Origin of the sequence: [Mycobacterium] stephanolepidis (assembly GCF_002356335.1) — a bacterium.
GTDB lineage: Bacteria > Actinomycetota > Actinomycetes > Mycobacteriales > Mycobacteriaceae > Mycobacterium > Mycobacterium stephanolepidis.
Genome location: NZ_AP018165.1, coordinates 3,462,511 through 3,478,039, shown reverse-complemented (window position 1 = coordinate 3,478,039; position 15,529 = coordinate 3,462,511). Strand labels below are relative to the sequence as shown.

General features: G+C 59.7%; 12 protein-coding genes. 11 read left to right on the top strand and 1 reads right to left on the bottom strand.

The genetic code is table 11. From position 1 onward, the window contains the following. Positions 1–37 precede the first annotated feature (37 nt). Genes MSTE_RS17155 through MSTE_RS17135 form a run of 5 tightly spaced genes read left to right on the top strand, consistent with a single transcriptional unit; the run spans position 38 to position 7,283 of the window. On the top strand, positions 38–1,135 hold the full coding sequence (locus MSTE_RS17155; protein ID WP_096502999.1) for a CaiB/BaiF CoA transferase family protein: 1,098 nt from the start codon (positions 38–40) through the stop codon (positions 1,133–1,135). A gap of 5 nt (positions 1,136–1,140) precedes the next feature. After that, positions 1,141–2,433 carry an ABC1 kinase family protein gene (locus MSTE_RS17150; RefSeq protein ID WP_231897118.1) on the top strand — a complete coding sequence of 431 codons (1,293 nt, stop codon included), beginning with the start codon at positions 1,141–1,143 and terminating at the stop codon, positions 2,431–2,433. Continuing rightward, positions 2,430–3,446 carry an SDR family NAD(P)-dependent oxidoreductase gene (locus MSTE_RS17145; protein ID WP_096502995.1) on the top strand — a complete coding sequence of 339 codons (1,017 nt, stop codon included), beginning with the start codon at positions 2,430–2,432 and terminating at the stop codon, positions 3,444–3,446. The genes MSTE_RS17150 and MSTE_RS17145 overlap by 4 nt, the downstream gene beginning before the upstream one ends. Positions 3,447–3,454: 8 nt before the next feature. After that, positions 3,455–4,873 (top strand): aldehyde dehydrogenase family protein, encoded by a 1,419-nt coding sequence (locus MSTE_RS17140; RefSeq protein ID WP_231897116.1) that lies wholly within the window; start codon positions 3,455–3,457, stop codon positions 4,871–4,873. Then, on the top strand, positions 4,857–7,283 hold the full coding sequence (locus tag MSTE_RS17135) for an SDR family NAD(P)-dependent oxidoreductase (RefSeq protein WP_096502991.1): 2,427 nt from the start codon (positions 4,857–4,859) through the stop codon (positions 7,281–7,283). Before MSTE_RS17140 ends, MSTE_RS17135 begins: the two co-directional genes overlap by 17 nt. A 618-nt stretch (positions 7,284–7,901) precedes the next feature. On the opposite strand, the gene MSTE_RS17130 is transcribed toward MSTE_RS17135, so the two are convergent. Continuing rightward, positions 7,902–8,801, bottom strand: a complete 900-nt coding sequence (locus MSTE_RS17130) for a metal-dependent hydrolase (protein ID WP_096502989.1) — start codon at positions 8,799–8,801, stop codon at positions 7,902–7,904. A gap of 582 nt (positions 8,802–9,383) precedes the next feature. Here MSTE_RS17130 and MSTE_RS17125 point away from each other — a divergent pair. The 6 genes from MSTE_RS17125 to MSTE_RS17100 all read left to right on the top strand — a co-directional run bounded on the left by MSTE_RS17125 (position 9,384) and on the right by MSTE_RS17100 (position 15,479). Then, positions 9,384–9,665, top strand: a complete 282-nt coding sequence (locus tag MSTE_RS17125) for a hypothetical protein (protein WP_096502987.1) — start codon at positions 9,384–9,386, stop codon at positions 9,663–9,665. 62 nt (positions 9,666–9,727) lie between these two features. Then, complete coding sequence (locus tag MSTE_RS17120; protein WP_096502985.1) at positions 9,728–10,477, top strand: SIR2 family NAD-dependent protein deacylase; 750 nt, start codon at positions 9,728–9,730, stop codon at positions 10,475–10,477. A 27-nt stretch (positions 10,478–10,504) separates the two neighbouring features. Next, positions 10,505–11,377 (top strand): P1 family peptidase, encoded by an 873-nt coding sequence (locus MSTE_RS17115; protein WP_096502983.1) that lies wholly within the window; start codon positions 10,505–10,507, stop codon positions 11,375–11,377. A 179-nt stretch (positions 11,378–11,556) separates the two neighbouring features. Then, a complete protein-coding gene (locus MSTE_RS17110) occupies positions 11,557–12,447 on the top strand; it encodes an SDR family NAD(P)-dependent oxidoreductase (RefSeq protein ID WP_231897115.1) in 891 nt (296 codons plus the stop codon). A gap of 246 nt (positions 12,448–12,693) precedes the next feature. Further along, positions 12,694–13,929 (top strand): FAD-dependent oxidoreductase, encoded by a 1,236-nt coding sequence (locus MSTE_RS17105; RefSeq protein WP_096502981.1) that lies wholly within the window; start codon positions 12,694–12,696, stop codon positions 13,927–13,929. A gap of 11 nt (positions 13,930–13,940) precedes the next feature. Next, a complete protein-coding gene (locus MSTE_RS17100; protein WP_197704786.1) occupies positions 13,941–15,479 on the top strand; it encodes a tryptophan halogenase family protein in 1,539 nt (512 codons plus the stop codon). Positions 15,480–15,529: the final 50 nt, after the last annotated feature.

Sequence of the window (15,529 nt, the reverse complement as noted above, 5' to 3'; positions counted from 1 at the left end):
CACGCTTCCGAAACTGCGGCAAGGAGGATCTGGACTTGTGGGACCGTTAGGCGGAATCAAGGTCGTCGAAATGGCGGGCTTGGCGCCCGCTCCGTTCTGCGGAATGATCTTGGCGGACATGGGCGCTCAGGTCTTGCGAGTCGACCGAAAAGGACCTGCTGACAGAGGGATAGCACCGCCGGAAGGGCCGTTGGATCGCAGCAAGTATGTCATTGAGCTGGATGTGAAACGTGAGGACGACCTTGCAGAGCTCCTCAATATTGTCGAGCAGGCGGACGTGTTCGTCGAGGGTTTTCGCCCGGGCGTCGCCGAGCGTCTAGGGCTGGGCCCGCAAGCGCTGACAGATCGGAACTCCCGACTGGTCTATGGCCGCCTCACCGGTTGGGGGCAGGACGGTCCGCTTGCGCCTAGGGCCGGCCACGACCTCAACTACATCGCGCTGTCCGGAGCACTGGCGGTGTCCGGTCGCGGGGCCGGTCGCGCCTACCCCGCCGCCAACATGCTCGGTGATTTCGCCGGAGGAGGGATGCTTCTAGCGCTCGGCATAGCGGCGGCCCTCGTGGAGCGTGACCGGTCAGGTCGGGGACAGGTCGTTGATGCGGCGATGATCGACGGATCGGGACTGTTCACAGCGTTTCTCCAAGGCATGCGCAGCGCAGGTTTGTGGAACGAAGAGCCGGGGCAGAACGTTCTTGAGAGCGCCGCGGCGCCCTTCTACAACGTCTACGAATGTGCCGATGGTAAGTATCTAGCGGTGGGTTGCGTCGAATTGCAGTTCTATACAGAGCTGCTGGCGGCGCTTGGGATCGACGACCCCGACTTGCCATTTCAGTTGGACCGTCGTGGCTGGCCTCAACTTCTTGAATTGGTCTCAGGCAAACTCAAAGAGAAGACCCGAGATGAATGGGCCGAGATCTTCGCAGATTCAGACGCGTGTGTGACTCCTGTGCTTGAACTGGACGAAGTTGAGCATCATCCACATAACCAGGCGCGCAGAGGATTTCTCAGTATCGACGGTGTCACTCACCCTGCGCCCGCACCTCGCTTCTCGCGCACGAGTCTGGCGGATCCGGTTGGGATCACGCGGGACAGTGGAGAGATTCGGCGAGTCCTGTCGTCGTGGGGCGTCCGGTAACCGACATGCTTGTGTCGATTGCTAGAACTGGATCCCGGGTTGCGAGCACTGCGTGGCACGTGAGCATTGGATCAGTCCATGTGCTGTTCTCGAAACGGTTTCGTGGGGCAATTTCTCGACCTGCCGCGGCAGAAGTGCGAAGGAGATTCGAGGCGCTAGGTCCCACTTACGTCAAACTGGGCCAACTAGTGGCCTCGTCGCCCGGTGTGTTTCCTGAGGTGTTGGCTAACGAGCTTCAGCTACTTCTCGATCGCGCGACTCCCGCTGACCCCGGGGAAGTGCGCAAGACGCTGTATAGGGAGCTGGGTGAGCCTGTGGCGAACATCTTCTCTCAGTTCGATTTTCAACCCTTGGCATCAGCGTCGATAGCGCAGGTTCATGCGGCCACGCTGATCACAGGCGAACGGGTGGTGGTCAAGATTCAGCGCCCCGCCATCCGGGAACGTATCGTGTCGGATACTCGAATCCTGGCGGTGGGGGCAAGGATGCTGGAGCTGTTTCCTTCTGGGCGAATGCTCGCCGCTAGAGACATTGTGGAAGACTTCAGCGATAATCTGTTTAGCGAGTTGGACTTTCGCAATGAATCGGCATCGATGACGGCATGGGCGGAGTTTATCGGGGCATCGCGGTTCGCTGATCATGCGCGGGTCCCCGGGGTGTTCGGCCAGTACACCACCGCGAATCTACTTGTTATGGAGTATATCGACGGTGTGCGTGTCGACGAGGTAGAAGCGGTCGAGGAGCGCTTCGGCGGGGACAGCTCGAGAGCCATCCGAACACTGCTGCTGGTGCTGTTGGAGTCGATCTTCAAGGCTGGGGTATTCCATGGGGATCTGCATGCGGGGAATGTCCTTGTCGACAGGTCAGGCGTCTTGGTCTTCCTGGACTGGGGGATAGTCGGTCGGTTCGACGTCGACCGAGCTTCGCTTCTGCGCAAACTGATCGTCGACCTCGTGATCAACAACGATTTGCTAGCCGCCAGTAGGCATCTAGTGGCTTTAGGTGCTGTCAAACGTTCAGTCGCCGCAGGCCAGGCGGTGAGCGATCTACGGTCCCTGACCGAACCACTCTCAGGGGCGGAGCTGAGCAAGGTGTCCTACCAGGAATTGGGCAAAAAGATCCTTGAACTGGGCCAGGTCTATGGGCTTCGCCTTCCCCGGGACCTGGTTCTTATCGCCAAGCAGCTGCTGTACGTGGAGCGGTACATGAAGCTACTGGCACCGAAGTGGAAGCCCGCCAAGGATGCAGAAGTCGTCGAATACCTGGCAGAGTTCGTACTTGAAGAAGTGGGCGAATGATGTCTGGTGCAGAAGAGTTGGTGTTGCCCGCGTCGTGGTCGGCAACTGCGGAGAACAAACATTCCACACGGTGGATGCGTTTTCTGGGACGGATCACTTCGCCCAAGATGCTCCGTAGTCCAGCGTTGCTGGAGCAGACGCTGCGGGGACAAGTGGTTGTGATTACCGGAGCATCTTCTGGTCTAGGCGCAAGCCTGGCTAGCCACTGCGCCGCAGCTGGTGCATACGTGGTGATCTGCGCGCGCAGCACTCAATTGCTTGAGCAAGTCGCCGAGAAGATACGCCGCACAGGCGGGCATGTTGACATCCACACCATGGACTTGGCAGACGACGCACAAATCATGAGCTTTGCATCCAAAGTATTGGCGAAGTACGGACGTGTCGACGTCCTGGTGCATAACGCGGGTAAGTCACTCAACCGGGCAATCCACCTGTCCTACCGGCGGCCGAAGGACCTCCACGCGAGTATCGCAGCCAATTACATAGGACCGGTACGGCTCACCATGGCACTCCTGCCGTACATGCGGGCTCGTGGTTCGGGGCACATCGTCAACATATCGACCAGTGGCGTTCTCGGTCCGCCAAACCCGAAGTGGGGCTTCTATCTCGCGTCGAAGATCGCACTGGATTGGTTCCTTCGAGCCGCGGCTCCGGAAGCGACACAGGACGGCGTAGTCATCACGCAGTACTACCTTGGGAGTGTGCGCACCAAGATGAGCGCACCGGGGAACGTGCAACGTCGATTCCCGAGTCAGTCGGCTGACGAGGCCGCATGGGGTGTGGCGCACGCGCTGGTGCACCGGCCACGCGCACATGCGTGGCGTCCGATGTACGCCATCAATGTTGTTGCGGTGGCCTTTCGGTTTCCTATCGAGAAGGCTCTCCGAAGGAGCGTGCGTGCGATCCCTGAGACCAGGGCGAGTTTGGAGCGCGCTGTCCCACAAGAAGAGTTTGTCAGTGGTGATCCAAAGTCATTGGCCGCCAGCCAGTTTCTGGATACGAGAGAGGCCTAGTGGACAACATGGCCTTGGGCGCCGAGGATCTACTCACGTTGCAGCGCGCCGCGTTTGCGCGCGACGGCTATCCCGGCTTGGCGGTGCGCAAGGATCGCCTCAGCCGGTTCGGGTCGATGCTCTATCGGAACGTCGGACGTCTCGCTGACGCGGCAACGGAGGATTTCGGCTACCGATCCCGCGAGTTCGGCACATTGTTTGCCATGGCGCCGATCATCGATATGGCTTACCACCACGTAAAGCTGCGCCGTTGGATGAAGGTCCGACGACCATCAATACTGCTCAGCGCGTGTGGAATTGACCAAACCACGAGAAGTGAGCCCAAAGGTGTCGTAGGCGTAATGGGCCCGTGGAACTTTCCGTCCGAACTTACGCTTGGTCCGGCGGCGTCGGCGCTGGCCGCAGGCAATCGGGTGATGCTCTGGCAGTCACCAGAAGCACCCGCTACCGCGGAAGTTGTCACGGAGATCGTTCGACAGTATTTTGCGCCCGAAGAACTTGCAGTGTTCAGCGAACCGCATGGATCTGGCGAGGCGTTTAGCCAGCTGAATTTCGACCACCTCTTCTTCACGGGATCCCGTCGTGTAGGCGCATTGGTCGCAAGCGCGGCGGGCAAGAACCTTGTGCCGGTCACCCTTGAACTCGGCGGAAAGAACCCCGCAGTCATAGCAACTCAGGGGAACATCACACGCGCCTCGAAAGTTCTATTCAACCTGCGGCTGCTCAACGGCGGTCAAGCATGTGTCTGTCCCGACTACGTGTTCGTACCGGAGGGCAATGTGGAGGAGTTCATCCACGGCTTCCTCGCCGAGTCCGAACGCCAGTATCCCTTGCGCGCAGAACAGCCCGGGTATACCTCGATCATCGACGACAAGAACTACCGTCGAGTGCTCTCGCTCATCGAGGGCGCCGAACGCGGCGGCGCCAAGAGATGGGAATCCGGCACAGCGGATAGAGCGGTGATGGCCGCGGAGCGGAAGATTGCCCCCACCATCCTGACAGGTGTCACTCCTGACATGCAGGTGTCGCAGGACGAGGTCTTCGCGCCCGTGCTCTGCGTGTATCCCTATAAGCATATCGATGAAGTCATCAGCTATGTGGGACAACATGATTCACCTCTAACCATGTACTGGTTCGGGCCGAAGCAAGGGGAGTATCGAGCGCTGCTGAACTCATCTCGATCTGGCTCATTGAGCATCGGCGACGGTCTGCTGGGACTCGCGAGTCCCTTTGTGCCATTTGGCGGAATTGGGTCCAGCGGTATGGGCGCTTACCACGGCAAGTACGGCTTCGACACGTTCAGCTACGTACGTCCAGTTGTGCGTTCACGACTGCCGTTCTCGGTTGCCTCTGTGGCGACCCCACCGTACCCGCGCATTATGAGTCGTATTCTCGAAAGGATTTTTGGCGATGGCAGATCTCAGTGAAAGTACGCCAACCAGCTCAATGGATATGGCGTATAACGCGCTTCTCGAGGCAGATCTCGCACGTCAGTTCCGTCGCGCGCGGCGGTTGATGGCAGGGCGCACCTTTTCGGACGAGTTACGTTTGGCGGTGTCGGGTAAGCGCATCCTGGTGACGGGCGCTTCGTCCGGTATTGGACGAGGCGCCGCGCTCCGGCTCATGGAGGCCGGCGCTCACGTGTTGTTGGTCGCCCGGCGTGAGCAGCTACTCGAGGAACTTGCCCAGTATTCGAGCAGCACCGAGGGGCGCGCCTCGTATTACCGATGCGACCTCAGTGACCAGCGGCAAGTCTCTGCGTTGGTTGCGCAGGTACTGGACGAGCATGGCGGGGTCGACGTGCTGATCAACAACGCCGGCCGATCAATCCGGAGAACGGTGAGTGAATCCGCCAACCGGATGCATGACTACGAGCGCGTGATGCAACTTAACTTCTTCGGAGTTACTTGGCTCACCGTGCCGCTCGTCGAACGTATGCGCGAGACCGGCGGTGGCCAAGTCATCAATGTCTCAACGGCCGGCACTCAATTCGCCGGCACACCACGGTTTGCCGCCTACATGGCGTCCAAAGGGGCGCTTGACCAGTTTGCGCTTTCTGCAGCCCCCGAGATGCTCGCAGATGGAATTCGTTGGACCACAGTGAATTTACCGCTGACGCAAACAGATATGATCGCACCCGCGCAAGACACTTGGAATCGGTACCCTAAGTTGTCCGCCGACAGGGGCGTGTCGATGGTTCTCGACGCGGTGGTGAGAGCGCCGGTTCGCGTGACACACCCGGCGAGCAACGCAATTGAGGTCATTGACCGAGTGGCGACCCGAATCGTCCAGAAACGGAAGGCGCGTGAGTTTCGGCCCACTCCGGTCACGGGCCTGCCCAGAGTGGCGATCATTGGCGCTGGTATGTCCGGCCTGGCAATGGCGATGAAGCTTCGCGCGGCGGGCAGCGACGATTTTGTGATCTTCGAGAAGACCCAGAATGTCGGGGGCACTTGGCGAGAGAATGCTTATCCGGGGCTGACGTGTGACGTTCCCGCGCACTACTACTGTTACCGGGACGAACTGTCCTCTGACTGGACGCATGTGTTCGCCCCCGGCAGTCAGATCCAGAACTACTTCGAGAGTGTTGCGGTCAAACGCAATCTCACTCGATTCATTCAGTTTGGAACGGAGATAGTGCGCGGGGAGTTCGTCGGAGGCCAGTGGGTGCTTACTGACGCAGACGGGCGTGAATACTCTGCGGATGTGCTGGTGTGCGCCACTGGGGTGCTCCATCACCCACGCATCCCTAGCATCGCGGGTCTGGAATCGTTTGCAGGCAGTGTCTTTCATAGTGCGCGCTGGGACCATGACGCTCAAATCGCCGGTGCACGCGTCGGCATCATTGGAAATGGTTCGACCGGAGTGCAGATCACCACTGCGCTGTCGGAGACTGCCGCGAAGGTGACGTTGTTCCAACGAACCCCGCAGTGGGTCGTCGCAGTCCCCAACCCGTCGATCCCTAAATGGTTCCGCTCCTTGTTGGCTCACTCGCCGATTCTGAATCGAACGATGTATCGGACTGCGAATGCGACGTTCAATGTCGCGGCGCGGGCACCGATTGCGAGCGGCTGGGAGCGAAGCGTTTTTGGATACCTCGCACGCAGAAGCCTTGCTACAGTGCGAGATCCGGAACTACGGGCACGACTCACCCCTGACTACGAGCCGTTATGTAAGCGGCTGATAAATTCGGCCGACTTCTATCGCGCTGTTCAGCGCCCCAGTGTCGCCGTGGCGTCCGAGGCGATCGAACACGTCTGCCCGGAGGGGGTATTGACGTCCGACGGTCAGCTTCACAGACTCGATACCCTCGTGTTGGCAACTGGTTTCGAGGCGCACGCCTACATGCGTCCGATGCAACTCGCTGGGCCCTCTGGGCTGTCCCTCGAGGAAGCCTGGAGAGCGGGGCCACGGGCGCACAACACCACGATGATTCCGGGTCTTCCGAATCTCTTCATCCTGATGGGGCCCAACAGTCCGATTGGAAACGCATCGCTGGTGCCGATTGCGGAAACTCAGGCGGACTATGTGGTCGACTGGCTCAAATACATGAAGAGGCATGGCATCGTGGAAATCGAGCCCACCGCCGCGGCGACGGACAGCTTCTATCGAGAAGTGACTGCCGCGCTGGGCGGCACCGTGTGGTCGACGGGATGTGATAGTTGGTACCTGGGCCCGAACGGTGTCCCTGTGTTGTGGCCATGGCCATTCGATGAACTACATACGCGTCTTGCGCATCCCAACCACGACGACTTCGTTCTTCGCAGCACGCCAACCGTGACGGTTCGCGCTGGCGTGGATGGACTAGCGAAGGTGACTGCAGAGCCGCAACACTGACACGTGGCCGATCGCAGGAGAAGCTGTGAGCGTAGAGGACAAGACGTCTTTGGCTGTGGGGCATTTCTGCCGACATTTGCCAGAATGTGTTTGGCAAGTGGCCAACTCGCAACATCTTATACATGCTGATTGGGCAACAGAGGTCCGCGAACTCACTGCGACGCACGGAGCATCATGGCGCTTGTATGTATCGCCGTGGACACAGTCGCATTTCCCTGCGAGCGCGCTTGATGATGTTGTAGATGAGATACGGCTGATGCAGGCCGTGAAATTCGAGCGTGCCTGGGCCGCCCACCTGGACCCGCCTCGGCTCAGTAGAGGACGGCGCTGAATAGTCGCGCCGATACGAGGAGATCTCTATCCATCAGGCGTCAGATATTTTCTTGATGGAAGGTGTCGTACGCGATCACTATATGGCGGGGTATCGCATCTGGATAGGCGGCCGCAATGGACGTGACTGCTGCCAATGTTCCTGCGCTTAGGCGGAAATCAATTATTGGCGATTCGCTCGGAGTTAGTGTTCCGTAGAGGACTTTTTGGAACTTTCGATATTGGCGCTCCACAACTTGGCTCCGATATTCACATGGGGGCTATTCTGAGGAGGGAAGTCGATCGATTTCATCGAGGGGGCTGTCTCAGATTGTCGACGAGCTGTCCATGCTCACCAAAAAGTTCCTTTTGCCAGTGCTCTAAGAGCTCCGTAGTGTCGATCTGATCGGGATGAAAGTCGCGTTTGTAGAAGGGCCTCATGTCTCCATAGAAGCCCTTCCACATGGGGTTTCGTAGCATCTGGACTGTCTCTTTGAGCACCCTGAAAGGCTGACGACGCCCCTCGGGGTCGGCGGCCGCAATGGACAACCACGAAAACAGGACTACCAGCGGAAGTCCAAAGTTCCCGGCGAAGTACATCCAACGAATGCGCGTGGATTCTGGCACCTGTAAGAACCTGTACACGTCAAAGGCCACTGACTTGTGTTCCAACTCCTCTAGGGAGTGCCAATTAAGGAGCTGCTTTACCGCAGGGTCGTAGGCCATCGCCTGCAGCTCGGGGCTTTTGAGAATGTTCTCGGCCCAGGTTGCTGTGAAATGTTCGGCTGCCACGGTGAAGCCAAGAAAGAAGTGGCGGTACCAGGCGAGTCTGTCCGGGTCAGGGTACTGCTTGTCAAGAAACTTCTCCATACGCTCGGTGCTTTCCAGCAGGTATTCGAACCATGCCGTGGGATAGCCCATGGCTGTTAGTTTCTCGTTGAGTTCGCGATGTTGGTTACCGTGCACCTTTTCCTGGCCAATGAAACCCATAACTCGTTTCTTCAGCTGCGGATCGGTGATTCTGTCCATGTAGCGGCGCACCGATCGTACGAAAATATCCTCGCCGGGAGGGAAGATCGCTGAGAGGAAGGCAATCGTGTGGCTGAACATGATGCTGTTGTCTGCGAAGTACTTGCTCCCCGGAGGGGACTCATTGAATCCGAAGTTCATTCGCCGTACACGGGGGTAGGCGTCGCCGGTCGCAACCATCGTTCGCTCCTCAACATCATTGTCGCACAATCATTACGGATAAAACTGTAACGGTTATTTCCGTAACGGACAACCTTGGCGGAATTATTGCTTCATCGAGCCTCCCGGGCCGGCGCTTGTTTGACCGGGTGGGATGCTTCCGATGTGGTCCAGTCCCCGGGAACGAGGCGTGGGGTTGCTCGTGGGCGTACTGCGGAATCGGCGTATGACTGCCACTGAAAGATGACCACAATCGCAGCCCATCGGGAAGGGGTCAATGCGTTCGATGCCCATGCGAGCACAAACTAGGTAATACTCGTGCCCAAAATGACGATCTGTTCGAGAAAATGGGGACTGCACCTTGGGCGGGCAGAGTAGAAGGGTGGGTCCAGGGAGCTGTTGAGCCTCACTCGATGTCGTTTGCCGACGAGGCGCCCTATCGGGTCGACGCTGTCATCGAGTGCCTCACGCCGTCAGTACCGTCTATGAGGTCTTTAAGGACAAGCGCGGTGGCGTGAGGTGGCTTGGTTGGTTCGTCACCAGGGTCGAACCGACCTCAGATCCGGAGTACGGCGTTGGCGCCACCAGAGAGGTGCCGTTTCTATGGGGCTGGGCAAGCTGAAGGAGCGATTCATCGGATGGGAAGATGATCGCCTGTGGTCGTTCACGGCGGTCGGCTTCCGTCCCAAGGTTTTCACTGCGTTTGTCGAGCGTGTCCACTTCGAGGCGGTTGACGAGAACAATTGCCGAAGCATCTACCGAATGGGTGCGGACTTCGCTCCGCTGTATCGGCCATTTGTGCCGCTGGTTCTACGTTTTCTGAATCGGGCGATCGTGCCGACTCTTGAAGGTGCGCGAGACATCGCCGTCACAGGTGGTAGGTAGTTCCAGGGTTTATGAACGCCCATTTTCGACGTCGCTGGTCGGTGTAGGCGAGAATTTGATTGATGAAACAGGTAGAGGTACCCGAAGGGCTGGTCGCCGCCGCGGCCAAGGCGCGGACCGTCGCGGTGCTCACCGGCGCCGGCATGTCCGCCGAAAGCGGGCTGCCGACCTTTCGCGATGCGCAGACCGGCCTGTGGTCGAAGTACGACCCGATGACATTGGCGACACCGGAAGCCTGGAACGAGGACCCGGGGCTGGTGTGGGCGTGGTATCAGAATCGCCGCATCCAGCTGATGGCAGTGCAGCCCAACGACGGCCACCGTGCGTTGGCGCAGTGGGGATCTCGCCGTGACGTCAAGATTGTCACCCAGAACGTGGATGACCTCCATGAACGTGCAGGCAGCGCTGACGTCACCCATGTTCACGGCAGCCTGCTCAAATCGCATTGCGACACCTGTCGGACCGGATTTGACGTGAATGTCGCCGCTCCGGATGCCGAGCGGGTCGCACCGCCCGAGTGCGGCTGCGGTGGGAAGGTTCGACCGAGCATCGTGTGGTTCGGGGAGATGCTTCCCGAGGTCGAGTTCGGTCACGCTGTCGCGCATGCGCAGAACTGCGAATTGATGTTGCTCATTGGGACCTCGGGCATTGTCTATCCGGCGGCGGGACTGCCGCAGCTGGCGCTAAGTCGCGGCGCGACGGTTGTCGAGATCAACCCGCAGGAGACCGACCTGTCCGACCGCGCGGATGTCGTCTGGCGGGCCACCGCAGCCACTGCACTGCCGGCGCTTGTCGAGGCACTTTCGCTCTAGCGGGCGGGCTGAGTACCGTTGGCCCGTATGGGAAACACGCGAAGTATCGGCATCCCTCGGGTAGGTGTGGGGCACTGGACCAACGGCGCGGCCGAGACCGGCTGTACCGTCATATCCCTGCCGCCGGGCACATGCGCGTCCTGTGAGGTGCGCGGCGGTGCGCCAGCCTCCCGCGAGCTGGCCGCGTTGGCTCCAGACAAGTCGGTCGTCGCGATCGATGCGGTGGTACTGACTGGTGGTTCCGCCTTCGGACTCGCAGCCGCCGACGGCGCCATGCGGTTCTTCGAGGAGTCGGGCAGGGGAGTGCCGACACCGGGCGGGCTTGTCCCGGTGATCCCTACGCTCGCGCTGTTCGATCTGGCGGTCGGAGCGGCAGCTGTTCGGCCGTGTGCGGACGATGGATACGCGGCGGCACGAGACTCGGTCGATGGGCGGCATTTCCAGGTCGGGCGGGTCGGTGCGGGGACGGGTGCCTACACCTCGCACTGGCGCGGCCCGGACGGGCGTCGGCATGGCGGTATCCGGTACGCGGAGGTCGCCGCACAGGGGGTGATCGTCGGCGCGCTGGTGGCCGTCAACGCCTACGGCGACATCGACCTGGGTGGGCCGGAAGTATCGCTAGACCCGGTGGCCGCCCTGTCTGAGGTTTTCGGGTTTGGCGACTCACGTCAGCACACCACAATTGGTGTGGTCATCACGAACGCCCAGCTCGACAAGGTGAGCTGCCATATCGTCAGCCAGGGCGCACACGATGGGCTATCGCGTGCAATCACGCCGCCACACACGCGATTTGACGGTGACGCGTTCGTTGTCGCCGCGACCGGGCAGGTACCCGCTCATGTCGATGTGGTGCGGCTGATGGCCCTTGACGCTGTGGCGCGCGCGATTCGTTCGGGCTAAACGTTTCACATCACGGCGCCCGGTCCAGACGTCCGTTCGTGCCGCCCACCCTTGCGCCGGTTGCGTTATTTTAGATAACGTATCTATCGAGGCGGGTATTGATCTCAACGTCGAGGTGAATGTGGATGGAGGCGTGCGTGTTTGAGCAGCCGGGCAATGACATCCGATTCGACGGACGGGTGGCAATCGTCACCGGCGCCGGTGGCGGGCTCGGGCGCGAATACGCTCTACTGCTGGCCAGTCGCGGCGCCAAGGTCCTCGTCAACGACATCGGATCACCCGACGAGCTGTTGGGCACCGGGAGCTCCGATACCCCCGCCAGTTCGGTGGTCGCCGAAATTCACGAACTAGGTGGTGAGGCCGTCGCCGACACGAACACCGTCGCCACCGGGGATGGAGGGCGGGCCATTGTCGCCGCCGCGTTGGACGTGTGGGGACGAGTCGATGTCGTCATCAACAACGCGGGAATCGTCTGCCCGATCAAGGCATTCGCCGAACTCACCGACGAGGACGTGGATACCGTGCTCGGTGTTCAGTTGCGCGGCCCGTTCAACGTATTGCGTCCGGCGTGGAAGGCGATGGTGAACCAGGGATACGGGCGGATACTCAACATCTCCTCCGGCAGCATGTTCGGACAGGGGGAGGCGTGCACCTATCCGACCGCCAAGGCCGGAATGATCGGCATGACAACCAATCTGGGTCTCGCGGGGCCCGCATACGGCATCAAGGTGAACGCGCTACTCCCGGTCGGGTTCACGCGGATGGTGGAAAACATGCCTGAGCCTGCGCTCAGTTGGCTTCGTGAAACCTTCCCGGCGGCAGCCGTGGCGCCGGTCGCGGCCTTCCTGGTGTCCGAAGATGTGCCGTGCTCCGGTGTCAGCTTCAGCGCCGGCGGAGGACGTTTCGCGCGGGTTTTCCTCAGTGAGGCGCACGGGGTGACCTCGACGGAGCTCACCATCGAGGAGGTGCGCGACAGATTCGACGCAGCGATGGAAACTGTCGGGGGCACCGCTATCGCCAACGTGGGTGATGAACTCGCGCTCTATGCGGCCACACTTACCGCGACGTGAGGGCTGGGCGTTCCGGGACAAGGCCGCGACCAACTGTCGTACTAGTGCCCAACGCCCCACCTAGTACAGATTCGATCACCCGCCGGGGCCACTACTGAATCGCGTGGGCTCAAGGACTGCGCTGGGCGATCGACAGACCCGAAAAGCGCATCGCCACTGATCATGTTCGTGATGCGGAGTGTGCCGCGCGGCACGCAACATCGATACCAAGGAACCTGACAAGTCGTATGGGTGAGGTGGTGAACGATGGCCGATTTTCGGACAACAGTGTGCATTGTGGGAGCGGGTCCCGCCGGCATGTTGCTAGGATTGCTACTGGCTCGTGCCGATATAGAAGTAGTTGTACTGGAGCAACATTCAGATTTCATTCGGGACTTTCGCGGCGACACGGTGCACCCCTCTACTTTGGAAATCATCGCGGAGCTCGGCCTTTACGATGAATTTGAACGGCTATCACACCAGAAGGTCTCGACGGTCGGTGTGGTGCAGGATGGGAAGCGGTTCAACATAGCCGATTTCAATAAGCTTGCGGTTCGTTTCCCTTACATCGCGTTGGTGCCACAGTGGGACTTCCTGTCACTTCTGGCGCGAGAGGCAAAGCGATACGACAATTTTCGTCTTATCATGTCCGCTCAGGCGTTGGGCGTGACACGCGATCGCGGCCGTATCACGGGCGTCAGGGTGCGTGACCGTTCAGGAGAATTTCGTATCGAGGCTGCACTTACAGTGGCTGCCGACGGTCGTCATTCGGCACTGCGCAGTGATATCGCGTTTACACCGAAGGATCTTGGGTGCGCCCTTGACGTTGTGTTCTTCAGGATACCCCGACGGGAAATTGATCCCGCAGAGGGTATTTGCGTGCGGCTGGGGCGGGGAAAAATCTTCGGAGCTACCGATCGCGGTAAATACTGGCAGATGTCGTATGAGACGAGTCGTGGTGGTTTCGAAGTGCTACGGCGTCAAGGGATAGAAGCATTGCGTGCGGACTTGGCACGGTTGGTGCCGTTCATGGCTGACCGAGTTGACGATATACGTGGGATGCACGATGTCAGCGTGTTGCGATGCCGTATCGATCGGCTCCGACGCTGGCATGTACCCGGGCTGCTTTTCATCGGTGACGCGGCGCATGCCATGTCGCCCGTGGCTGGACTTGGCGTCAATCTCGCAATCCAGGATGCGGTAGCAGCGGCAAACATCCTGTGGCGGCCCATACGGCTCGCGCAGGCGACTGGTATCGAAATTGACTGTGCCGCATTGGCGAAGGTTCAGCGCAGACGTTGGGCGCCGACAGTTCTGTCACAAGGACTGCAACGAATGGTTCAGCGGTTCGGTATTGATGGCGCCTTGAGCGGAAGGCATCAGCCGCGGTTCCCGGAGGTCTTTGATCGATTCGAAGTGCTGCAAAAGTCCATGAGCCACGTGATTGGTGTTGGGTTTGGGCCCGAACACGTCCGCTCTCCACTGTATGCCTGCGCCAGATGAGGAGAATGGTTGTGTTGGAAGAAGTAGTGATCGTTGGCGGCGGTACCGCGGGTTGGATGACCGCGTCGTATCTGAAGGTCGCGTTCGGTGACAGGATCACCGTGACAGTGGTGGAGTCGGAGCGGATCGGGGCAATCGGAGTCGGAGAGGCCACGTTTAGCACGATTCGACATTTCTTCGAGTATCTCGGACTGGAGGAACACGAGTGGATGCCATCATGTTGCGCCACATATAAACTGGGTATCCGTTTTCAGGACTGGCGTAAGCCGGGCCATCATTTCTATCACCCCTTCGAACGTCAGCGGGTCGTAGACGGATTCGGTCTCACCGACTGGTGGCTGGACAATCCGAGGTCCGCCAGCTTCGATCGTGATTGTTTTTTGATAGGTACCCTGTGCGACAACGATAAGTCGCCACGCCGCCTCGATGGATCGTTGTTCACGGGCACCGGCGGGGAGAACCCCGCATATCGAACGACACTGACCGAACAGGAAACGCAGTTTCCGTACGCGTATCACTTTGATGCGTCACTGCTGGCGGACTTCCTGCGAGACTTTGCGGTGCGCCGTGGTGCCCGCCATGTGGTCGATGACGTGGTGGATGTTCTGCAGGACGAGCGTGGCTGGATCAGTCAGGTGCGTACTCGCACGCACGGCAGCATCGGGGGTGACCTATTCATCGATTGCACGGGATTTTCCGGCCTGCTACTGGGGCGTGCGATGAAGGAGCCCTTTGAGTCGTATCAGGGGAGTCTCCTCAACGATCGGGCGGTAGCCTTGCGCGTCCCAACCGACCAAGACCACGGGCACCTGCCGCCATACACAACCGCGACAGCTCAGGACGCGGGATGGATCTGGAGCATCCCCCTGTTTGAGAGAACCGGTACCGGCTATGTCTACGCCGCGGATTACTGCAGCCCCGAGGATGCGGAGCGAACTCTGCGCGACTTCGTCGGTCCGGCTGCGGAAGGGTTGGAGGCCAATCATATTCGGATGCGCATCGGGCGGAGCCGAAGAAGCTGGGTGGGGAACTGTGTGGCAATCGGACTGGCCAGCGGGTTCGTCGAACCTCTCGAATCAACCGGGATCTTCTTCATTCAGCATGGGATTGAGCAGCTGGTGAAGCACTTCCCCGATGAGAGCTGGGAGGAGAGTCTGCGAGATTCCTATAACCGTGTGGTCAATCGATGCATGGATGGTGTTCGTGAATTCCTCGTTCTTCATTACTATCTGGCCGCGCGTGTGGATACCCGGTACTGGCGCGACACAAAAGCCATCGAGCTCCCTGCTACTCTCGCGGAGCGGATTGAGCACTGGCGCAGCAAGTTACCTGACGCTGGATCTGTCTACCCCCATTACCACGGATTCGAGCCCTACTCATACGTCTGCATGTTCGTCGGGCTTGGTGGAATCCCGGCGCGGGCGTCCACGGTCGTGCGGTACCTAGATGCGACGCGTGCGCAGCGTGAGTTTGACCTGCTTGCGCAACAAGCGTCTCGGCTGCGGCATTCATTGCCGACCCACCGCGAGTATCTCGCTCAGATGTACTGAACCGCATGAGCCGACGCTCTTGCTCGTCCTGAGAGAGCTATTCACTACAT